Origin of the sequence: Mesorhizobium sp. GbtcB19 (assembly GCF_019091085.1) — a bacterium.
Classification (GTDB): domain Bacteria; phylum Pseudomonadota; class Alphaproteobacteria; order Rhizobiales; family Rhizobiaceae; genus Mesorhizobium.
Window position 1 is genome coordinate 796,209 of record NZ_JAGXJY010000001.1, and the last position, 20,975, is coordinate 817,183.

22 protein-coding genes are annotated in these 20,975 nt (G+C 65.7%); 11 read left to right on the forward strand and 11 right to left on the reverse strand.

The genetic code is table 11. The features are described from left to right. Positions 1 to 6 precede the first annotated feature (6 nt). The 5 genes from KVT37_RS03725 to KVT37_RS03745 form a co-directional block, all read right to left on the reverse strand. A complete protein-coding gene (locus KVT37_RS03725) occupies positions 7 to 1,071 on the reverse strand; it encodes an ABC transporter substrate-binding protein (RefSeq protein ID WP_217569737.1) in 1,065 nt (354 codons plus the stop codon). 39 nt (positions 1,072 to 1,110) lie between these two features. Continuing rightward, positions 1,111 to 2,085, reverse strand: a complete 975-nt coding sequence (locus KVT37_RS03730) for a PfkB family carbohydrate kinase (RefSeq protein ID WP_217569739.1) — start codon at positions 2,083 to 2,085, stop codon at positions 1,111 to 1,113. Then, positions 2,082 to 3,116: an ADP-ribosylglycohydrolase family protein gene (locus KVT37_RS03735; protein WP_217569741.1), complete on the reverse strand. Its 1,035-nt coding sequence runs from the start codon at positions 3,114 to 3,116 to the stop codon at positions 2,082 to 2,084. Before KVT37_RS03735 ends, KVT37_RS03730 begins: the two co-directional genes overlap by 4 nt. A gap of 2 nt (positions 3,117 to 3,118) precedes the next feature. After that, complete coding sequence (locus KVT37_RS03740; protein ID WP_217569743.1) at positions 3,119 to 3,844, reverse strand: GntR family transcriptional regulator; 726 nt, start codon at positions 3,842 to 3,844, stop codon at positions 3,119 to 3,121. A 337-nt stretch (positions 3,845 to 4,181) separates the two neighbouring features. Further along, complete coding sequence (locus KVT37_RS03745) at positions 4,182 to 4,964, reverse strand: IclR family transcriptional regulator C-terminal domain-containing protein (RefSeq protein ID WP_217569745.1); 783 nt, start codon at positions 4,962 to 4,964, stop codon at positions 4,182 to 4,184. A gap of 92 nt (positions 4,965 to 5,056) precedes the next feature. Between KVT37_RS03745 and KVT37_RS03750 the strand changes: the two genes are divergently transcribed. Genes KVT37_RS03750 through pcaF form a run of 3 tightly spaced genes read left to right on the forward strand, consistent with a single transcriptional unit; the run spans position 5,057 to position 7,911 of the window. Further along, positions 5,057 to 5,914 (forward strand): CoA transferase subunit A, encoded by an 858-nt coding sequence (locus KVT37_RS03750; RefSeq protein ID WP_217569747.1) that lies wholly within the window; start codon positions 5,057 to 5,059, stop codon positions 5,912 to 5,914. Continuing rightward, positions 5,911 to 6,705: a CoA-transferase subunit beta gene (locus KVT37_RS03755; protein WP_217569749.1), complete on the forward strand. Its 795-nt coding sequence runs from the start codon at positions 5,911 to 5,913 to the stop codon at positions 6,703 to 6,705. Before KVT37_RS03750 ends, KVT37_RS03755 begins: the two co-directional genes overlap by 4 nt. Beyond that, entirely contained in the window at positions 6,706 to 7,911 is a 1,206-nt protein-coding gene (gene pcaF, locus KVT37_RS03760; protein WP_217569751.1) for a 3-oxoadipyl-CoA thiolase, read from the forward strand. A 10-nt stretch (positions 7,912 to 7,921) separates the two neighbouring features. Here pcaF and pobA read toward each other — a convergent pair whose 3' ends face one another. The 6 genes from pobA to pcaD are packed head-to-tail and all read right to left on the reverse strand — an operon-like array spanning position 7,922 to position 12,726. Continuing rightward, a complete protein-coding gene (gene pobA / locus KVT37_RS03765; RefSeq protein ID WP_217569753.1) occupies positions 7,922 to 9,094 on the reverse strand; it encodes a 4-hydroxybenzoate 3-monooxygenase in 1,173 nt (390 codons plus the stop codon). Next, positions 9,094 to 10,146, reverse strand: a complete 1,053-nt coding sequence (locus KVT37_RS03770) for a 3-carboxy-cis,cis-muconate cycloisomerase (protein WP_217569755.1) — start codon at positions 10,144 to 10,146, stop codon at positions 9,094 to 9,096. The genes pobA and KVT37_RS03770 overlap by 1 nt, the downstream gene beginning before the upstream one ends. 11 nt (positions 10,147 to 10,157) lie before the next feature. Next, positions 10,158 to 10,772: a protocatechuate 3,4-dioxygenase subunit alpha gene (gene pcaG / locus KVT37_RS03775; RefSeq protein ID WP_217569757.1), complete on the reverse strand. Its 615-nt coding sequence runs from the start codon at positions 10,770 to 10,772 to the stop codon at positions 10,158 to 10,160. Next, positions 10,772 to 11,524 (reverse strand): protocatechuate 3,4-dioxygenase subunit beta, encoded by a 753-nt coding sequence (pcaH, locus tag KVT37_RS03780; protein ID WP_217569759.1) that lies wholly within the window; start codon positions 11,522 to 11,524, stop codon positions 10,772 to 10,774. Before pcaH ends, pcaG begins: the two co-directional genes overlap by 1 nt. Beyond that, positions 11,517 to 11,921, reverse strand: a complete 405-nt coding sequence (gene pcaC / locus KVT37_RS03785) for a 4-carboxymuconolactone decarboxylase (protein WP_217569761.1) — start codon at positions 11,919 to 11,921, stop codon at positions 11,517 to 11,519. The genes pcaH and pcaC overlap by 8 nt, the downstream gene beginning before the upstream one ends. Next, complete coding sequence (pcaD, locus tag KVT37_RS03790) at positions 11,914 to 12,726, reverse strand: 3-oxoadipate enol-lactonase (RefSeq protein ID WP_308642546.1); 813 nt, start codon at positions 12,724 to 12,726, stop codon at positions 11,914 to 11,916. Before pcaD ends, pcaC begins: the two co-directional genes overlap by 8 nt. Before the next feature lie 92 nt (positions 12,727 to 12,818). Between pcaD and pcaQ the strand changes: the two genes are divergently transcribed. From pcaQ to KVT37_RS03830, 8 genes are all read left to right on the forward strand, one after another. After that, positions 12,819 to 13,736 (forward strand): pca operon transcription factor PcaQ, encoded by a 918-nt coding sequence (gene pcaQ, locus KVT37_RS03795; RefSeq protein ID WP_217569765.1) that lies wholly within the window; start codon positions 12,819 to 12,821, stop codon positions 13,734 to 13,736. A gap of 180 nt (positions 13,737 to 13,916) precedes the next feature. Continuing rightward, a complete protein-coding gene (locus tag KVT37_RS03800; RefSeq protein ID WP_217569767.1) occupies positions 13,917 to 15,230 on the forward strand; it encodes an ABC transporter substrate-binding protein in 1,314 nt (437 codons plus the stop codon). Positions 15,231 to 15,258: 28 nt separating this feature from the next. Beyond that, positions 15,259 to 15,990, forward strand: coding sequence for an ABC transporter ATP-binding protein (locus KVT37_RS03805; protein WP_217569927.1), 732 nt, complete (start codon positions 15,259 to 15,261; stop codon positions 15,988 to 15,990). After that, the gene (locus tag KVT37_RS03810) at positions 15,987 to 16,709 is read left to right on the forward strand and encodes an ABC transporter ATP-binding protein (protein WP_217569769.1); all 723 of its coding nucleotides are present in this window, start codon (positions 15,987 to 15,989) and stop codon (positions 16,707 to 16,709) included. Before KVT37_RS03805 ends, KVT37_RS03810 begins: the two co-directional genes overlap by 4 nt. After that, positions 16,706 to 17,602: a branched-chain amino acid ABC transporter permease gene (locus tag KVT37_RS03815; protein ID WP_217569771.1), complete on the forward strand. Its 897-nt coding sequence runs from the start codon at positions 16,706 to 16,708 to the stop codon at positions 17,600 to 17,602. Before KVT37_RS03810 ends, KVT37_RS03815 begins: the two co-directional genes overlap by 4 nt. Next, positions 17,599 to 18,663 (forward strand): branched-chain amino acid ABC transporter permease, encoded by a 1,065-nt coding sequence (locus KVT37_RS03820; RefSeq protein WP_254633764.1) that lies wholly within the window; start codon positions 17,599 to 17,601, stop codon positions 18,661 to 18,663. The genes KVT37_RS03815 and KVT37_RS03820 overlap by 4 nt, the downstream gene beginning before the upstream one ends. A gap of 2 nt (positions 18,664 to 18,665) precedes the next feature. Continuing rightward, on the forward strand, positions 18,666 to 19,451 hold the full coding sequence (locus tag KVT37_RS03825) for a coniferyl-alcohol dehydrogenase (RefSeq protein WP_217569929.1): 786 nt from the start codon (positions 18,666 to 18,668) through the stop codon (positions 19,449 to 19,451). A 40-nt stretch (positions 19,452 to 19,491) separates the two neighbouring features. Next, positions 19,492 to 20,937 (forward strand): aldehyde dehydrogenase, encoded by a 1,446-nt coding sequence (locus KVT37_RS03830; RefSeq protein WP_217569773.1) that lies wholly within the window; start codon positions 19,492 to 19,494, stop codon positions 20,935 to 20,937. The last annotated feature ends 38 nt before the right edge of the window (positions 20,938 to 20,975 follow it).

A 20,975-nucleotide genomic window follows, 5' to 3' on the forward strand; every position in this document is an offset into this window, starting at 1 on the left:
CGTCGATTACTTGACGTTGACCTTCAGCTCCTGCCACAGCGCCAGGTACTTCTCGCGCTGCTCGTCGGTGACCGGCGCCTGGAACTGGATGCGCTTGGCGACATCGGGGCTGCCCATGACCTTGCGGTTGAAGGCATCCTCAGGCAGGGCGTCGACCGCCTTGGTGTTGGCCGAGACCGGCGCGCCGACCTTGGTGACCCATTCGACATAGAATTTCGGGTCGATCATGTAGTTGATGAAGGCCTCGGCGCCGGCGACATTCTTGGAACCGGCCGGGATCGAGAAGGCATCGAGCCAGGCGACGGAACCTTCCTGCGGGATGACCAGCGAGACCGGCAGCTTGAAATGCGTCTTGGCGCGATCGGCCGAGCCGCTCCAATAGGTGCCGATGTCGATCTGGTTGGAGGCGACCATCTGGTTCCAGTCGTTCTCCGAGCTCCAGAAGGTCTTGATCTGCGGCATCAGCGAGGTGAGCTTCGCCTTGACCGCTTCCATATCCTTGATGTCGTTGATGTTCTGCCCCGAGGCCAGCGCGCCGAACTGCACCGCCTCGACGGCGTCGTCGCGGATGATGACGCGGCCCTTATGCGCCGGGTCCCACATTTCGGCGATGCTCGTCGGCGGCTTGTCGAAGGATTTTTCATTGATTGCGAGCGCCGTCAGGCCCCACACCCACGGCACGCCGTAGACCTTGCCGTCATGGTTGAGCATCGGCGAGCCGGCCTTGTCCTTGGCGATGTCGGCATAGTTGGAAAGCTTCGAGACGTCGATCGGCTGGATCAGCTTGCCGGCCATCGCCTGGTCGTTGAAGGCGGCGTTGATCATGACGACGTCGTAGAGGCCGGGATTGGTGCGGATCTTGGTCAGCATCTCCTGTTCGGAGTTGAAGAAGTCGTTGACCACCTTGAAGCCGGTCGCCTTCTCGAAATTGGCGACCGCCCACGGCTCGTCGGCGCCATAGCCCTTCCAGTTGAGGACGTGCACTTCTTCGGCGGCCTGAGCGGCCAGCGTGAAGGCGGAAACGAAGACGGCCGTCGCCGTCAGAAAAGCGGTCAGTCTGGGCATGCGCATGTTTCTTTCCTCTCATTGTTCGCCCGGTTTGCGGGCTTGTTAAGTTGTGGCCTCTTGTTCCTGGCCCTGCGCGCTCGCCGCTCGATCGCGATGGGCAAGGAATTCCTGGATTTCGCTGTCGGTCGGCGCCGATGACCCGCCATGGCGGGTGACGGAAAGCGCGGCCGCCGCATTGGCGTAGCGGGCCGCGTCGCAAGCGCGCATGCCGCGCGAAAGGCCGCTGACGAAGGCGCCGATATGCGTGTCGCCGGCACCATTGGTATCGACGGCTTCCACCTTGAAGCCGGGCACCGAACGGGTACCGCCCTCGGCCATGCGCACGAGACAGCCATGCGCGCCGGCGCGGATGACGACGCCTTCGGCCCTGGGGCAATGCTCGGCGAGCAATCGGATGGCGACGGTCTGGGCATCGCCGGCGCCGGCGATTTCGGCGGCCTCGTCGGTGTTGCAGCTCAGCCAGTTCGTACGCGCCAGCACCCGGTCCAGGATCGAGCGCGGAATGTCGGCGATCACCGGCGTCGGATCGAACACGAACGGAATGTCAGCCGGCAATGCCTCGATCCAATCGGCGAGCGCGTCGCGGCTGCCGGGATAGCTCAGCGTATAGCCCGAGGTGAAAACCCAGTCGTCCTGAACGACTTGGACCGGCGCCATCATGTCGAGCGTGAGCCGGCTCTCGGCCCCCGGCCAGGAAACGAAGGTGCGCTCAGCGTCACCGCTGATCATGGCGACGCAATTGCCGCTGTCCATCAGGGGTGACGGCGGTGTCAGCGTCTCGATGCCTTCGGCGGCGAAAGCGGCGCGCAGGAAGTCTCCGTCCGGCCCGGTGCCGAGCTGGCCGCCGAACACCACCGTCATGCCGGTGCGGCTTGCCGCGACCATCATGTTGAAGCCGCCGCCGGCGACCCGCGCGTAAGCCGACGCGGTCTTTTCCGTACCAGCTGCCGGCAAGGCATCGATGCGGTAGACATAGTCGACCACGGCGCTGCCGACATGGACGAGCCGCCCGCTCATGCGGCGTCCTCCTTGCCTGAACCGGCCTTGGAGCCGCGTGCCGCCACCAGATCGCCGGCCAGCGCTCGGACGTCGGCGATGTCGATGCCATGCAACTCGGCAATACGATCTTGCGGCAGCATCGACAGGCCGGTGCAGGCGCCGGCCATGCCGGCGGCGATCGCGCCGATCGTGTCGGTGTCGCCGCCGAGATTGGCGGCGATCACGGCAGCCCGCCATGCATCGCCCTGCGCGACCTCCAGCACCGCGAAGGCCGCCGGAACCGATTCCTGGCTGGCGACGCCGGTGCCGACCAGGTCGACGATCAGCTTGATGGCTTCCTTCTCCGCCTTGCCGCGCACTAGCTCCTGCGCCCAGACAATGCGCGCGGCGATGTCGCCGCCGGTAACCCAATGACCAAGCTCGGCGCCCAGCCGTGCCGCCGCGACGGCATGGCCGCAAGCGGCGCGCCAGTCGCCGCCCGAGACACCGAGGCTGACAGCGGCGGCGACGGCGCTGGCGGAAGCTATTGCGATGGATGTGTTGTGCGTGGCCCGGCAGGTTTCCGCCACCTTGGCGACCAGTGCCGCGAGCGGCTCCGGTGGCATCATGATGCCGACCGGGGCGATGCGCATCGCGGCACCGTTGGTGTCGCCGCTGCGCCCGGCCTCTTCGGCCGCCACGCCGCTGTTGATGGCATCGATGGCGCGCTTGGTCGACGGTCCAAGCAGGTCGTAGCTGCCGCGCGCCTTGACGTCGCGCTCCCAATCGAGCAGCGCGTTGACCCAGCGCGCATGATCGAAACGCTCGCCTGACTCGACGAGGATGCGGCCGAGAAGAAGCGCCTGCTCGGTGTCGTCGGTGATGGCGCCGGCCGGCAGTCCCTTGGAAACCGGATGGTCGTCGGATGGCGCAACGAATCCCTCGACATGACCGTAGAGCTCGGCGATGCGGGCCGGCGACAGAAGCTGCGTCGGCATGCCGAGCGCATCGCCAAGCGCGCCGCCGATCAGCGCGCCCATTGCCCGATCCATCGAGGCAGCGTCCGCCATGCTCAGAACTCCAGATGCAGCGCGAAATGCGCCGGGTTGAGCAGGCTGGTGACGAATTCGATGGCGCGTCCGTCGGCGGCGCGCGTCAGGCGGCGTGTGCGCAGGAACGGCGTGCCGGGCGCGCAGTCGAGAATGGCGGCATCCGCCGCGCTCAGCATCTCGATGTCGGCCCATTCCTCGCCATGGTCGGGCACGAGCCCTGCCTCGCGCAGCGTCTGGTGCAGCGAGCCTTCACGCAATCCACGCAAAGGCACATCTTCCAATTCGGGCGACAGCGGCAGGCGGCTGCGCTCGATCGAGATGGCGTGGCCGTCGTCGGCATTGGTGCGGGCGCGGTCGACGGCGATGAAGGACGGGTTGTCGACCCCGAGCCTGGCCGCCAGTTCCGCATCCTCGATAATCTCGAGACGCAATGTGCGAGTCTCGGCATTGGCGCCGGCATTGGCAAGCGCACGCGACCAGCCGATCGCATCATCGACCGGCATGCCGTCGAAGGTGACGAAGGAGCCGATACCGACCTTGGTGGTGATCAGCCCGCGACTCGACAGTTCTTCGAGCCCTTTGCGGACGGTGTTGCGGCTGACGGAGAAGCGCTGGACAAGCTCGTTCTCGCTCTGCAGGCGGTCGCCGAAGCCGAGCACGCCGGAGCGGATTTCATGCTCCAGAACCGTCGCGATCTGCTCGGGCTTGCCCGTGCCGGGAGTGATCTGCGTTGCGCGACGGGCCATATCGATACCTGTTCAATGAACCTGTATAATCCTGTTCAATATTGAAGTTTCGACGCGCGGTCAACGGTATATTTTGTTTCACGCATATGCGCTCCCTTCGCCCTCAGGTGTCGCTTGTTTGCACGGCGATGCTAATCGGATAGGGCGCTCCCCTCTCCGTCTCGGCTTCGCCGATCCACCTCTCCCCACTATCGTGGGGCGAGGAACCCAAGCCTTTCAACGGCAGCGACCCTCGAAGATTAGCGTTTCCTCGCCCCCACAACGTGGGGGAGAGGTGGCTCGGCGAAGCCGAGACGGAGCGGGGGCCTGCGCTGCCTTAGACGATTGGCCGCCCCACTCAAACGAAGAAGAACTCCTCCACCCGCTGCTTGGCTGTCCGCAGCGCCGGCAGAACGTCGCGCTCCATTGCATCGACCTCAAACCGCGCCGACTGCGTCGAGACGTTGATCGCCGCGACGGTGCGGCCGGCGCGATCCTTGATCGGCACCGCGATCGAGCGCAGGCCGAGCTCCAGTTCCTCATCGACGATAGCGAAGCCGTCCGCTCTCGCCTGGTCGATGGCCATGCCGAGCGCGGCGCGGCCGGTGACCGTCTTCGGCGTCCGCCGTTCGATCCTCGCCTCGCCGAGAAACGTCTTCAATTCATCCGGGGCCAGGCCAGAGAGCAGCACACGGCCCATCGAGGTGCAGTAGGCCGGCAGCCTCGTGCCGACATCGAGCGCGACGCTCAGGATGCGGCGCCCGGGAATGCGCGCGACATAGACGACATCCTCGCCCGACAGCACAGCCGCGTTGCAGGCTTCGTCGAACCTGGCCGCCACCTCGCGCATGACCGGCGCCGCGAAGGTCCACAGCGAAGCGCCGCCGAGCCAGGTCCGCGCTACGGTCAAGAGGCGCGGCGACAGCGAAAACAAGCGCCCCGAATGCGTCGCGTAGCCGGTCGCAGTCAGCGTCAGCAGGAAGCGCCGCGCGCCGGCGCGGGTCAATCCGGCTTCCTCGGCCATCTCGGTCAGCGTCATGCCTTCTGGATGGCGCGCGAGGATTTCCATCACCGTCAGGCCGCGCTCCAGCGAACCGACATGGTCGCGCGAACCAGCCTCATCGTCCGCCGCCGCTTCCATGACGTTGACTCCCAATAATTGTCAGATTAAAAAGTATCGCATATCAAACATATGTTCGCAATGCGAACTTTTCGGACCGCCGGAGTTTGGAAATGGTGAAATTCCTGCCGCTGAAAGAGGCTGTCGCGGAAAATCTGCATGACGGCGACAGTGTCGCTTTCGAGGGCTTCACCCATCTGATCCCGACCGCTGCCGCGCATGAAGCGATCCGCCAGGGTTTTCGCGACCTGACGCTGATCCGCATGACGCCGGACCTGATCTACGACCAGATGATCGGCATGGGTATGGCGAGGAAGATCGTCTTCTCCTATGTCGGCAATCCGGGCGTCGGCCTGCTGAGGCGCGCCCGCGATGCCATCGAGACCGGCTTTCCCCGCGCCATCGAAGTCGAGGAGCACAGCCATGCCGGCATGGCCAATGCCTATGAGGCAGGCGCCGCTGGCCTGCCTTGCGCGGTGTTTCGCGGCTATCGCGGCGCCGGTCTGGCTGAAGTCAATCCCAACATCAAATCAGTCACCTGCCCGTTCACCGGCGAGGTGCTGGCCGCCGTTCCGGCAATTCGTCCCGACGTCACTTTCATCCACGCGCAGAAGGCCGACCGCAAAGGCAACGTGCTGGTCGAAGGCATCATCGGCATCCAGAAGGAGGCCGTGCTTGCTGCTAAGCGCGCCGTCGTAACGGTCGAGGAAGTGGTCGACAATTTCGACGACCTCCACCCCAACCTCACCGTGCTGCCCAACTGGACGATCGCGGCGATTTCGGTCGTGCCGGGCGGCTCGCATCCTTCCTACACGCATGGCTATTACGAGCGCGACAACGCCGCCTACCTCGAATGGGACGAGATCGCCGCCGACCGCGACCGCTTTCAGGCGTGGATGCAGAAGAACGTCATCGAAAGCAGCGCGGGCGATTTTGCCGGCCGCGTCGAGCATCTGAGGAAAGCCGCATGAGCGAACTCGGTTTTACTCCCAACGAGATGATGACGATCGCCGCCAGCCGCGCCTTGAAGAGCGACGATGTCTGCTTCGTCGGCATCGGCGCGCCGTCGGCCGCCTGCAACGTCGCGCGGCTGACGCATGCACCCGACATCACGCTGATCTACGAGAGCGGCACCATCGGCACCGCGCCCGATGTTTTGCCGCTGTCGATCGGCGACGGCGAATTGTGCGAGACGGCGGTCACCACCGTCGCGGTGCCGGAAATGTTCCGCTACTGGCTGCAGGGCGGCCGCATCTCGATCGGCTTCCTGGGTGCCGCCCAGCTCGACAAGTTCGGTAACATCAACACCACCGTCATCGGCGACTATGCGCATCCCAAGACCCGCCTGCCCGGCGGCGGTGGCGCGCCGGAGATCGCTACCTCGTCGAAGCAGGTCTACATCACCATGGCGCAGTCCAAGCGTGGCATGGTCGAGAAGATCGACTTCTTCACCTCCTTCGGCCATGGCGAAGGCGGCGACCATCGGCAGCGCCTCGGCATCGACACCGCCGGCCCGACGCTGCTGATCACCGACCTCGCCATCTGGAAACCGGACCCGGTGACCAAGGAATTCACCGTCGTCTCACTGCATCCCGGCGTCACGCGCGAGCAGGTGCAGGATAGCTGTGGCTGGGTCGTAAAATTCGCCGAGGCTCTTGACGAGACGCCGGCGCCGACGGAACTCGAGCTCAAGACATTGCGCGACCTGCAGGCCCGCACCAAGGCGGCGCATGCAGGAACCGCCAAAGGGAAAGCTGCTTAGATGACCGAGGCCTTCATCTGCGATTACATCCGCACGCCGATCGGCCGCTTCGGCGGTTCGCTGTCCTCGGTGCGCGCCGACGATCTCGGCGCCATCCCGCTGAAAGCGTTGGTCGAGCGCAATTTGGGCGTCGATTGGGCGGCTGTCGATGACCTCGTCTATGGCTGCGCCAACCAGGCCGGCGAGGACAACCGCAACGTGGCGCGGATGGCGCTGCTGCTTGCCGGCCTGCCGCAGGACATCCCGGGCTCCACCGTCAACCGCCTGTGCGGCTCGGGCATGGACGCCGTCACCATCGCCGCGCGCGCCATCAAGTCAGGCGAGGCCGAGCTGATGATCGCCGGCGGCGTCGAATCGATGAGCCGCGCTCCCTTCGTCATGCCCAAGGCCGACACGGCTTTCTCACGCAATGCGGAGATCTACGACACCACCATCGGCTGGCGCTTCATCAACCCGCTGATGAAGAAGCAGTATGGCGTCGACTCCATGCCGGAGACCGGCGAGAACGTCGCCGAGGATTTTTCCGTCGGCAGAGCCGACCAGGACGCCCTCGCGGTGCGCAGCCAGGACAAGGCGGTGGCCGCGCAAGCGAGCGGCCGGCTGGCGAAGGAGATCACGCCGGTGACGATCCCTCAGAGGAAGGGCGAAGCCATCATCGTCACGAAGGACGAACATCCCCGCGCCGGCACGACCATCGAGGCACTGGCCAGACTGCCGACGCCATTCCGCCCGGGCGGCACCGTCACTGCCGGCAACGCTTCCGGAGTCAATGACGGCGCCGCCGCCCTCATCATCGCCTCCGAAGCGGCGGCAAGGAAGCACGGCCTGACGCCGATCGCCCGCATCCTCGGCGGTGCCGTCGCGGGCGTTGCGCCGCGCATCATGGGCATTGGCCCCGCCCCGGCCACGAAGAAGCTTTGCGCCCGCCTCGGCCTGGCGCCGGACCAGTTCGACGTGGTCGAACTCAATGAAGCCTTCGCCTCGCAAGGCATCGCGGTTCTGCGCCAGCTCGGCATCGCCGAGGACGCCGTGCACGTCAATCCGAATGGCGGCGCGATCGCGCTCGGTCACCCGCTCGGTATGTCGGGCGCGCGTATCACCGGCACCGCGGCGTTGGAGCTGCGCGAACGAGGCGGCAAGCTGGCTTTGGCCACCATGTGCATCGGCGTCGGCCAGGGCATCGCCATCGCGCTGGAGCGCGTTTGACGGCCTCCGATCAATAGGGAAGGCCGACGTAATTTTCCGCCAGCGCCGTCGACGCGGCTTTCGAATGCACGAGATAGTCGAGCTCGGCCTCCTGGATGCGCTGGCCGAACTCGCCCGTCTCGGGAAAGCGGTGCAGCATCGTCGTCATCCACCAGGAGAAGCGCACCGCTTTCCACACCCGCGCCAGCGCCTTGGCCGAATAGGAATCGAGCCCGGCCTCTGACTTACCGTCATAGAATTCGCGAAGTCCGGCAAAGAGATAGCGCACGTCGCTGGCAGCGAGGTTGAGGCCCTTGGCGCCGGTCGGCGGCACGATATGGGCGGCATCGCCGACCAGGAACAGTTTTCCGAAGCGCATCGGCTCGGCGACGAAGGAGCGCAGCGGCGCGATCGATTTCTCGAAGGACGGCCCAGTGGTGACGGCGGCCGCTATCTGCGGCGGCAGGCGGCGGCGCAACTCGTCCCAGAAGCGCTCGTCGGACCAGGCCTCGACGCGCTCGTCGGCGGGAACCTGCACATAGTAGCGGCTGCGCTGCGGCGAGCGCATCGAGCAAAGCGCAAAGCCGCGCTCGTGATTGGCATAGACCAGCTCATGGTCGGCCGGCGGCACCTCGGCCAGTACGCCCAGCCAGCCGAACGGATATTGCCGCTCGAAGGTTTTCAGCGCGCCCTCCGGCACCGACCTGCGGCTGACGCCGTGATAGCCGTCGCAGCCGGCGATGAAGTCGCAGTCGATGCGATGCGTCGCGCTGTCCTTGTCATAGGTGACGAAGGGGGACGAGCCATCGAAATCATGCAGCGCGACATCCGACGTTTCGAACACCGTTGGGAGTCCCGCCGCTTCGCGCTTCTGCATCAGGTCCAGCGTCACCTCGGTCTGGCCATAGACCGTGACATGCTTGCCGCCGGTAAGCGCCGTCATGTCGATGCGATGCGCCCGGCCGTCGAAGGCAAGCGAGATGCCGGCGTGCGGCAGGCCCTGGGCATGTAGCCTGTCCGCCGCGCCCGCTTCGCCGAGCAGGTCGACCGTGCCCTGTTCGAGCACGCCGGCGCGCACACGGCCAAGCACGTGCTCGCGGCTTGAGCGTTCGAGAATGATTGTCTCGACGCCGATGCCGGCAAGCAACTGGCCGAGCAACAGGCCGGACGGTCCCGAGCCGATGATGACGACCTGCGTGCGCATCAGTGGCCAAGACTCTCGATCTGTCCGGCCAACTCGGCCGCGAGCCGGAGCGCGGCCGCCGTCGCCACCACCATCTGCGGCAGGATCAGCCATTCTAGCGTCCAGGCCGCGCCCGAGCGTTCCTGCTCATGCACCAGCGCCTGATGCATGCCGGAGAGCTGCACGGCGTTGAAGCGCGCCAGCGCCACCAGCGCCTCCGCCTTCACCGGGTTCTGCTTGTGCGGCATGGCCGACGAGCCGCCACCGCCGGACAATTTGATGTCGGGGCCGAACTCCGCCATCAGCACGACATCCTGCCCGAACTTGCCGAGGCTGCCGGTCGTCAGCGACAGCCAGCCGGCGAACTCGGCGAGCCCGTCGCGCTGGCTATGCCATTGCGGCGCGTCGGCAAGACCGAGCTTCGCGGCGAGCGCGGCGCGCACGGCGGCGGCCTTGTCGCCGAGCTTCTCCAGCGTGCCGGCGGCCCCGCCGAATTGCAGCGCCAGCAGCCGTCCCGACATTTCGGCAAGACGGACTTGATGGCGTTCCAGCGGCGCTCGCCAGGAAGCGATCCTGTCTGCGACTGTGATTGGGATCGCCGGCTGCATGCGCGTCACGGCCACAAGCGCACGATTTCCAAATTCCAGGTCCAGGCCGGTCAGGCGAACGACATTCTCGCCAAGCAGCAGGCCGATATGGTCGATGACCTGCCGCAGGCGCAGCACCAGCGAGGTGTCGATGACATCCTGGCTGGTGGCGCCGAGATGAACGAACTCGCCATGCGGCTCACCAACCGCCACCCGGATCTGCCGAACCAGTTCCGGCACCACGACGCCATCCTTGGTAACCCCTGCCCGCAGCTTCGCCGTGTCCGGCCTGAACGCGGCCAGCGCTTTCACGATCGCCGACTCGGCATCGCGCGGGATGACGCCGCATTCGGCCTCTGCTTCAGCCAGCGCCCGCTCGAAATCGAGCATCGCGGCGATATCGGCTTCAACGGAAAAATGCCTGGCCGCCTCCTCGTCGCCGAGCAGGCCGGAAAGCAGCGGATGATCGAAAGGCGAAACGGTCATGGCGGTTACGGTCAGCTGTCGAAGAAGACCGTCTCCTTTTCGCCCTGCAAATGGACATCGAAGACGTAAGTATCGCCCTGCCGCGCGGCGATCAGCGTCGACACGCGCAGGCGATGTTCGATGCGGGCAAGGATCGGATCCTCGGCATTGGCTTTTTCTTCATCGGAAAAATAGAGCCTGGTGTGCAGGCCGATATTGATGCCACGCGCCACGACCCACAGCGTGATGTGCGGCGCCATCAGCCGACCGTCGCGGAACGGCACCCGGCCCGGCTTGATGGTCTGGAACAGGCAGACACCCGTTTCCATGTCGGTCGGCTGCCGGCCCCAGCCCAAAAAATTCGGATCGGCCGCGCCGCGCAGCTCGGCCGGTGAATTGTAGAGACCTTCGGCATCAGCCTGCCAGATCTCGATCAATGCATCCTTCAGCGGCGTGCCGGTGCCGTCGAGCACGCGGATGCGCAATTCGATGCGCTCGCCTTTGGTCTCATCATTGACTATGGTCGAGCCGAGGTCGCTCGCATAGATGCCCTCGATGCCGCAGAAATTCGGTGTCAGCCCGATATGCACGTAAGGGCCGGCGGTCTGCGAAGGGCTCTCCTTCAGCCGGTCGAGCGACTGCGCCATCAATTGCCCTCCGGCCGGTTCTCGAACAGCGTCGAGCGGCGCCCGCGCAGCACGATGTCGAACTTGTAGGCGAGCGCGTCCATCGGGATCGTCGCGTGCATGTCCAGCGCGGCGATCAGCGCCTCGATGGCGGCCTTGTCCGCAATGCCGCCGACGATCGGGCAGCGCCAGATCAGCGGGTCGCCCTCGAAATACATCTGCGTGATCAGCCGCTGCGCGAAGCCGTGGCCGAACACCGAAAAATGGATATGCGCCGGGCGCCAGTCGTTCGGGCCATTCGGCCATGGATAGGGTCCGGGCCTCACCGTGCGAAAGACATAGCCCCCGTCCTCGCCGGTGATCGCGCGGCCGCAGCCGCCGAAATTCGGATCGAGCGGCGCGAGATACCCGTCCTTCTTGTGGCGGTAGCGGCCGCCGGCATTGGCCTGCCAGAATTCGAGCAGCACGCCCGGCACGCCTTTGCCGCGCTCGTCCAGCACGCGTCCATGGACGATGATGCGCTCACCGATGGCGCTCTCGCCGGGGTTGGCGAAGTTGTGGATCAGGTCGTTGTCGAGCTCGCCGAGCATCGCGTGCCCGAACACCGGGCCGGTCAGCTCCGACAGCGTGTTGTCGAACGACAGCAGCGCTTTCTGCGGCGAGCGCAGCACCGAGCTCTTGTAGCCCGGCGTGAACGCCGGCGGATGCCATTGCCGGTCGCGCTGGAAGAAGGCGCCGGTCTCCGGCGCCCGGTTGGAGCCGCGCTCAGCCATGGGCGGTCTTGGCTCCGTCCATCTGCGCGAACACTTCCTTGGCGATCTTGAAGGCGCGGTTGGCGGCCGGCACACCGGCATAGATCGCGACATGCAGGAAGGCCTCGCAGATGTCGTCGCGCGAGGCGCCGGTGTTGGCGGTGGCGCGCACATGCATGGCGACTTCCTCGTCATGGCCGAGCGCGGCAAGCAGCGCCAGCGTCACGATCGAGCGCTCGCGCCTCGACCAGCCTGGCCGCGCCCACACTGTTCCCCAGGCGGCCTCGGTGATCAGTTGCTGGAACGGCCTGTCGAAATCAGTCGCCGCGTCCTCGGCGCGGTCCACATGCGGGCTGCCGAGCACGGAGCGCCGGACCTCGAGACCGGTCCGGTAGCGGTTCTTCGTGACATCATCCATGAGCTGACTTTCCCTCAGGCAACGAGGTGACGAAATCGCGGATCAAAGTGACGATCGCTTCGGGCTGCTCGATGCAGGGAATGTGTCCCGCATTGCGGATCACTTCGAAGCGTGCGCCAGGGATCAGGCCGGCCAGCGAGCGGACGAGATCGGGCGGCGTCGAGCCGTCCTGATCGCCGACGATGCAAAGCGTCGGCACCGCGATGCGGCGGGCGCTGTCGGTGAAATCGGCATCGCGCACCGCCTTGCAGGTGCCGATGTAACCAGGCAGCGCCTGCCTGGTCAGCATGTTGCGGCAGCCGGCAAGCTCGGCGCCGCGTCTGGCGTGGAACTCCGGCGTGAACCAAACCTTGAGCACGCCATCGGCAATCGCCTCGATACCGTCGCGTTCGACGGTTGCGATGCGCGTATTCCAGCTTTCGGCGGTGCCGATCTTATGCGCCGTGTCACTGAGGATCAGCGCCTCGACACATTTGGGATGGCGGGTATAGAGCCGCTGCGCGATCATGCCGCCGACGGAGAGACCGAAGAGCACGACCTTGTCGAAGCCGAAATGATCGATGAGGGCGACCAGATCGTCGACATGGTCGTCGATCGCGCGCACGCCGCCGCCGATATCGGAAAGCCCATGGCCGCGCTTGTCATAGACGAGCACCGGCATTTCACCGGCAAGCTTTGCCACGACATCGTCCCAGATCCGGAAATCGGTGCCCAGCGAATTGATGAAGATGATCGGGCGCGACGTGCCGGCCGCCTGTATGTAGCGGTGGTGCAGCGTCACGCCGCCTATGCTGACGAATGGCACGATTTCGATCCTCCAAAGCCACATTGCACGAGCCGTTTGGTTCGGTAAAATGATATTTTGCGGCGTTTCATTAACTCTGAGGTTATCGAACCATGGCCGAAGGCCGGATTCGCTTCCGCCATCTGCAGGCGTTTCTCGAAGTCGCGCGGCAAGGCAGCGTCGCGCGCGCGGCCGACTTCCTGCATGTCAGCGCGCCTGCCGTGACCAAGACGTTGCGCGAGCTGGAGGAGGCGCTCGGCATCGCGGTGGTCGAGCGCGACGGGCGCGGCATCCGCGTCACCCGTCTCGGCGAAATTTTCCTCGGCCATGCCGGCTCGGCGATTTCGGCGCTCAAGCGCGGCGTCGATTCCGTGCGCCAGGATGGCGCCCTCAATCGCGACCCGATCCGCATCGGCGCGCTGCCGACCGTATCGGCGCGGGTGATGCCGCTCGCCATGAACCTGTTTCTCGAGGAAAACACCGGCGCTGCGCTCAAGATCGTCACCGGCGAGAACGCGGTGCTGCTCGAGCAGTTGCGCGTCGGCGCGCTTGACCTCGTCGTCGGCCGCCTCGCGGCGCCCGAGCACATGACCGGCTTCTTCTTCGAACACCTCTATTCCGAACAGGTGCTGTTCGTCGTCCGCGCCGGGCATCCGTTGACAGAGCCAGGGACAGACATTTTCGCGCGGCTCGACGAGTTTCCCGTCCTGATGCCGACGCGGGAATCCGTCATCCGCCCCTTCGTCGACCGGCTCTTCATCACCAACGGCATGACCGCGCCGGCGACTGAAATCGAAACAGTTTCCGATTCCTTCGGCCGCTCCTTCATGCGCCAGAGCAATGCGGTATGGATCATCTCGGCCGGCGTCGTCGCCAACGAGATCGCCAGCGGCGCCTTCATCGCCCTGCCGGTGGATACGGAAGAAACCAAAGGGCCGGTGGGCTTGACCATGCGCACCGACACCGCGCCCTCGCCCGCCTTCACCATCCTGTTGCAGACGATCCGCGAGGCTGCGCGGCACCACGCCTGACGATGGGCTCGGCAGTTCGAATTTTGCTAACCCAGAGGTTAGTAAAACACCGTAAAATATCATTTTACCGAACCAAACCGCTAGTGCAATGTGACTCTGGAGGATCGAAAGCCGTGCCGTCCGGCAGCAAACGGAAGACCCGTTTGCCGCCGTGTCGAACGGCCACTGAGGGAGGAGCAGATGTCTCGCATTATCGGCGGCAAAACCGCAATTTCCGGCATTTCACGACGCCAGTTCATCGCCACTTCGGTGGCCGGAGGCGCGGCATTGGCATTTGGCGGCAAGGCGTTCGCGCAAGCAGCCGACACGCTCAAGGTCGGCTTCGTCAGCCCGCGCACCGGCCCGCTTGCCGGCTTCGGCGAAACTGACGGTTATGTGCTCGACCTTGCCCGCAAGGCTCTGGCCAACGGCATCGAACTCGGCGGCAAGAAATACAGCGTGGAAATCCTCGATCAGGACACGCAGTCGGATCCGTCCCGGGCCGGCCAGCTTGCCAAGGACCTGATCAACAATCAGGCCATCGACCTGATGCTGGCCGTCTCGACGCCGGAGGTCATCAACCCGGTGGCCGACGCCTGCGAAGCCGCCGGTGTGCCGTGCCTCTCCACCGTCATGCCCTGGGAGGCCTGGTATTTCGGCCGCGGCGCCAAGCCCGGCGCGCCCTCGCCTTTCAAATGGACCTATCATTTCGGCTTCGGCGTCGAGGAATTCTTCAAGGCCTATATCTCGCAGTGGAACCTGATCGAGACCAACAAGAAGGTCGGCGTCATGTATCCCAACGACGCCGACGGCAACGCCATCCGCGCCCATCTGGCGCCGCTGCTGGCCAAGCAGGGTTTCACCATCGTCGATCCCGGCGCCTACGAGACCGGCACGACCGACTATTCCTCGCAGATCGCGCTGTTCAAGCAGGAAGGCGTCGAGATCTTCAACTCCTTCCCGATCCCGCCGGACTTCGCCGCCTTCTGGCGCCAGGCCGCGCAACAGGGCCTGACACGGCAGATCAAGATCGCCCAGGTCGCCAAGACCGGCCTGTTCCCCTCCGACATCGAGGCGCTCGGCGATCTCGGCATGAAGATTTCCAGCGCCGCCTATTGGCACAAGGCCTTCCCCTACAAGTCGCCGCTGACCGGCGTTTCTGGAACCGAGCTTGCCGATGGCTATGAAGCGACAAGCGGCAAGCAGTGGACGCAGCAGCTCGGCGCCTCGATGTCGCTGCTCGACGCCGGCTTCGAAACCTTGAAGGCGAGTTCCAATGCCAAGGACAAGGCGGCGGTCGCCAAGGCGCTGAGCACGCTGAAGACCGAGACCATGATCGGCAAGGTCGACTTCACCAGCGGCCCGGTCGCCAATGTCTCGCCCGGCCCGATCATCGGCACGCAATGGGTCGCCGCCAAGGATGGCAGCAAATTCCCGCTCGACTATGTCGTGACCGAAAACGCCACCGACCCGAAAGTGCCGGTCGAGGCCAAGCTCCAGCCGTATAACGGCTGATCTGTCGAGGAACCGCATCGTGAACGCCATGCCCAACGGTGCGATCCTCGATGCCGCCGGTATCCACAAGCGCTTTGGCGCGTTGGTGGTTCTGGACGACATCGACTTTGCCATGGGCGCCGAGGAAGCGGTCGGCATCGTCGGCCCGAACGGCGCCGGCAAGACGACGCTGCTCAGCGTGCTCTCGGGCGCCTATCCGCCGAGCGCCGGCACCATCGCCTTCAAGGGTGATGACGTGACGGCGCTGCCGGCCACGCGGCGCTGCCGGCTGGGGCTGGTGCGCACCCATCAGGTGCCAAAACCCTTCGGCGGCATGACCGCTTTCGAGAATGTCTTCGTCGCCGCTTCGCACGGCGCTGGGCTCGGCCGCGACGAGGCCTATGAAGAAGCGCTCGGCGCGCTGAAACTCTGCGGCATGCTGGGCGTTGCCAACCGGCGCGCCGAGACGCTCGGCCTGCTCGACCGCAAGCGGCTGGAACTGGCGCGGGCGTTGGCCGCAAGGCCGACCCTGCTCCTGCTCGACGAGATCGGCGGCGGCCTGACCGACGGCGAGGCCGGCGAGCTGGTCGAGACCATCCGCGAATTGCGCCGCCGCAGGATAGGCATCGTCTGGATCGAGCACATCGTCCACATCCTGCTGCAGGTCGCCGAACGCCTGATCTGCATGGATGCTGGAAAAATCATCGCCGATGGCGAGCCACAGGCGGTGATGGCCGACCCGCATGTGATCAGCGCCTATCTCGGCGGAGGCCCGAAATGAGCCTGTTGTCGGTTGAGGATCTCGTCGTCCGCCACGGCCTGCTGCAGGCGGTGCGCGGCGTGACCCTCAGTGTGGAGCGCGGCGAGACGCTGGCTCTGGTCGGCGCCAATGGCGCAGGCAAAACGACACTGCTGAGGGCAATCGCCGGCGCGCACCAGGCCGCCTCCGGCCGCGTGGTTTTCGACGGTGCCGACCTTTCCGGCGTGCCATCGCATGAACGCGTCCGCAAGGGCGTCGCCTTGGTGCCTGAAGGCCGTAGGCTGTTCGTGCAGATGACGGTCGAGGAAAACCTGCTGCTTGGCCGCACCGCCGGCCGTCCCGGTGACTGGAGCGTCGAGCGCGTGCTCGAAACCTTCCCCAACCTCAAGCCGCGCCGCCGTGCCAAGGCCGGGCATCTTTCCGGCGGCGAGCAGCAGGCGACGGCGATCGGCCGCGCGCTGATGAGCAATCCCGACCTGCTCCTGCTCGACGAGGTCTCGCTCGGCCTGTCGCCGCTGGTCGTCGACCGCGTCTATGCTTCGCTGCACGGGTTGATCAGCTCCGGCACGACGATCATCCTCGTCGAGCAGGACCTCAACCGCGCGCTCTCCGTCTCCAACAAGGTCATCTGCATGCTGGAGGGCCGGGTCGCGCTTGCCGGCGACAGCAGGAACGTCTCGCGCGACGAGGTGACCAAAGCCTATTTCGGCCTGCACCGCGCCGGAGGCGTACCGGCATGATGAACCAGATCGTCCAGGGCATCCTGCTCGGCGGCTATTACGCGCTGATCGCCTGCGGCCTCTCCTTCATGTTCTCGGTGATGCGCATCATCAACCTGGCGCATGGCAGTCTTGCCGTGCTGTCGGCCTTCGCGCTGTGGCTGCTCGCCTCGCGCTTCCACATCCCGCCTTTCTTGGGCCTCGCCATCGTGTTGCCGCTGATGGCCGTGATCGGCTGGGCCTTGCAGCGATTTCTGCTCGAACGCAGCGCGCGCGGTGGCGCGCTGCTGCCGATCCTCACCACCTTCGGTCTCGCCATCGTCATCGACAATGTGCTGTTCGAGCAGTTCGGCGCCGACACGCGCTCGCTGGCGCCGTTCATCGGCAGCCTGTCCTACGATTCCTGGGAATGGCCGGGCAGCATCTATGTCGGCAAGCTGGCGGTAATCATATTCGTCACCGCTGTCGTCCTGCTCGGCGGGCTGCAGCTGTTCCTCACCCGCACCGGCCTCGGCCGCTCGATCCGCGCCACGTCGGAAGACCCTGATACCGCCGGCCTGGTCGGCGTCGATGCGCGCCGCGCCAACGCCATCGCCGCGGCCATTGCCATGGTTACGGTCGGCCTTGCCGGCGCCTTCCTCGGCATGCGCGCCACCTTCGATCCCTATGCCGGCGCGACGCAACTTCTGTTCGCCTTCGAGGCGGCCGTCATCGGCGGCGCCGGCTCGCTCTGGGGCACGCTGATCGGCGGCATCGTGCTGGCGCTCGCCCAGACGCTCGGCGCGACAGTGCATCCGCAAGGCTTTCTGATCGGGGGCCACGTCGCCTTCCTGATCGTGCTGTTCATCCGCCTCTACACATCCGGCCTCGGCCTGCGCGGTTTGCTCGGTCTCGCCTCGGGGAAGGCGTCATGAGCGCCGTCTCTCCCGTCATCGAGCGCGGCACTTCCGCGTCGCGCATCGCCGGCATCGGCGTCGTGGCCATCATCGCGATGCTCGCCATCGCGCCGCAGTTCCTGTCCGCCGGCTCGGTCGACCGCATGACCGCTTTGTTCATCTACGTGATCCTCGCCGCCATGTGGAACGCGCTGGCTGGCTTCGGCGGACTGGTCTCGGTCGGCCAGCAGGTGTTCTTCGGCCTCGGCGCCTATTTCGCCATCCGGCTTGCCAATGCCGGCCTCAATCCGTTCGTCTCGCTGTTCGTCTCGGCAATCATCGTCGGGGCCGTGTCCTGGCCGATTTCGCTCTTCATGCTTCGCTTGAAGAACGGCGAATTCGCCATCGGCATGTGGGTGATCGCCGCGCTGACCCATCTCCTTGTCAATCTCGACCGGCTGATCCAGGGCGAGACCGGCACCTCGCTCATCTCGCTCAACGTCTATGACGCGTCGATGCGCCGGGTGACCATCTACTGGCTGGCGCTGGCGTCGATGACGGCGCTGCTGGCCGTCCTGTTCGGCCTGCTGCGCGGCAGCACCGGCGCCGCCATCCGCGCCATCCGCGACAATGAGGATGCGGCTGCCTCCGTCGGCGTGCGCGTCACCGGCACCAAGCGGCTGCTCTTCGTGCTCGCCGCCTTCGGCATCGGCGTCGCCGGCGCGCTGTGGCTGGCGACCGCCATCACCTTCCAGCCGAAGACCTATTTCAGCGTGCAGTGGACCGCCTACATGATTTTCATGGTGCTGGTCGGCGGCATCGGCACCTTCGAGGGCGCCATCATCGGCGCGCTGATCTTCTTCCTCATCGAAACCTGGTTCGGCGGCGCCGGCGTCTGGTACCTGATCGGCCTCGGCGCCACGGCGCTCGTCTTCTCGCTGCTGTTGCCGCGCGGCCTGTGGGGCACGCTGGAAGAGCGCTTCGGCTGGCGCCTGTTGTCGGTCGGCTACCGGGTCAGGCTTCCTGCTGTTGGCGCGGCAGACCTCGCCGCCGACACAACCGCATCGGCACAGACAACCACACACAGGGAAAAGGCATGAGCATCCTGTTCGGCAAGACGATCCTTATCACCGGCGTCGCCTCCGGCATCGGCGCCCGCACGGCCGAACTGGCGGGTCAGCTTGGCGCCGACGTGATCGGCATGGACGTCCGCGAACCGGCCGATCGTCAGGGCATCTTCGTCCAGGCCGACATCTCGTCCAAGGCCGGCGTCGATGATCTCGTCACGCGGCTGCCGCAGCGCCTGGACGCGCTGTGCAACGTCGCCGGCCTTTCCGGCAACACGGGCGCGGCATCGACGCTCGCCGTCAACTTCTACGGCCTGCGCGCGCTCTCGGAAGCGCTGGCGCCAAAACTTCGCGAAGGCGGCGCCGTCGTCAACGTCGCCTCGATCGCGGGCTTCGGCTGGCGCGCCAACCTCAACCGCGCAGCCTCGATGGTCAGCGTCGAGGGCTTTCCCGATGTCGCCAAGGTGATTGCCGACCACGCGGTGAAGAACGAGGAAGGCTATCCGGTCTCGAAGGAGCTTTTGCTCCTGTGGACGTTTCGCGCAGCACATCAGGAGCTGTTCAAGAGCCGAGGCATCCGCGTCAATGCGGTCAGCCCTGGTCCGGTCGAGACGCCGATCCTCAAACAGTTCCGTGCGGTCCTCGGCGATTCCAAGGTCGATAGCGATATCGCCCGCGTCGGCCGCGCCGGAACGTCTGGCGACATCGCGCCCGTCGTGCTGTTCCTGTGCTCCGACGCCGCACGCTGGATCAACGGCGCCAACGTGCCCGTCGACGGCGGCCTCGAAGCATCTATAAACGCCGAAGTGCTCGGCTTCTGAGACAATCTGCGACGCTCGATCGGGCGCAAGGGAGAGACCAATGGACATCGGACTTTTGATCGACGGCGACGAGCGGGCAGCGACCGGCAAGGCGTCCTATGAGCGCCTTGACCCGTTCACCGGCAAGCTGGCCACACGCGCGGCCGCTGCAAGCATCGCCGACGCCAACGCGGCAGTCGATTCCGCAGCTGCTGCGTTCGATGCCTGGTCGAAGACCGGCCCGGGCGAGCGCCGTGCCCTGCTTTCCAAGGCAGCCGACGTCATGGCCTCCAAGGTCGGCGAGTTCACCCGGCTGATGATGGAAGAGACCGGCGCCACCGGCCCCTGGGCCGGCTTCAACGTCATGCTGGCTTCCAACATGCTGCGCGAAGCAGCCGCCATGACGACGCAGATCTCCGGCGAGATCATTCCCTCGGATAAGCCCGGCACGCTCGCCATGGCGATCCGCCAGCCGGCCGGCGTCTGCCTCGGCATCGCGCCATGGAACGCGCCGGTTATCCTCGGCACGCGGGCGCTCGCGATGCCGCTCGCCTGCGGCAACACGGTGGTGCTGAAGGCTTCCGAAATGTGCCCCGGCACGCATCGCCTGATCGGCCAGGTGCTGGTCGAGGCCGGCCTGCCCAAGGGAGTCGTCAACGTCGTCACCAACGACCCGAAGGACGCAGCAGGCATCGTCGAGGCGCTGATCGCGCATCCGGCGGTGAAGCGCGTCAACTTCACCGGCTCGACCAAGGTCGGTCGCATCATCGCCGAGCTCTCCGGTCGCCACCTCAAGCCGGCGCTGCTCGAGCTCGGCGGCAAGGCGCCGCTTGTCGTGCTCGACGACGCCGACATCGGCGCCGCGGTCAATGCCGCTGTTTTCGGCGCCTTCATGCATCAGGGCCAGATCTGCATGTCGACAGAGCGCCTCATCGTCGATGAAAAGATCGCCGACGAGTTCGTCGCCAAACTGGCCGCGCGTGCCGCAAAACTTCCCGCCGGCGATCCACGCGGCCATGTCGTGTTGGGCTCTCTCATCAGCAGCCAGGCGGCCGACAAGATGGAAGAGTTGATCGCCGACGCGACCGCGAAAGGCGCGACGCTTGCCGCCGGCGGCAAGCGCACCGGCACGGTCGTGGAAGCAACGCTCCTCGACCATGTGACGCCCGCCATGCGCGTCTATGCGGAAGAGTCCTTCGGCCCGGTGAAACCGGTCATTCGCGTGAAAGGCGAAGAGGAGGCCGTGCGTGTCGCCAACGACACCGAATATGGCCTATCGTCGGCCGTGTTCAGCCGCGACATACGCCGCGCCATGGCCGTCGCCGCGCGCATCCAGGCCGGCATCTGCCACATCAACGGCCCGACCGTCGGCGACGAGGCGCAGATGCCGTTCGGGGGCGTGAAAGGCTCGGGCTATGGCCGTTTCGGCGGCAAGGCCTCGATCGCCGAATTCACCGACCTGCGCTGGCTGACGATCGAGGATCCGGGACAGCATTACCCGTTCTGATTAGCAGCTTCTTCCTTCTCCCCCTGTGGGAGAAGGTG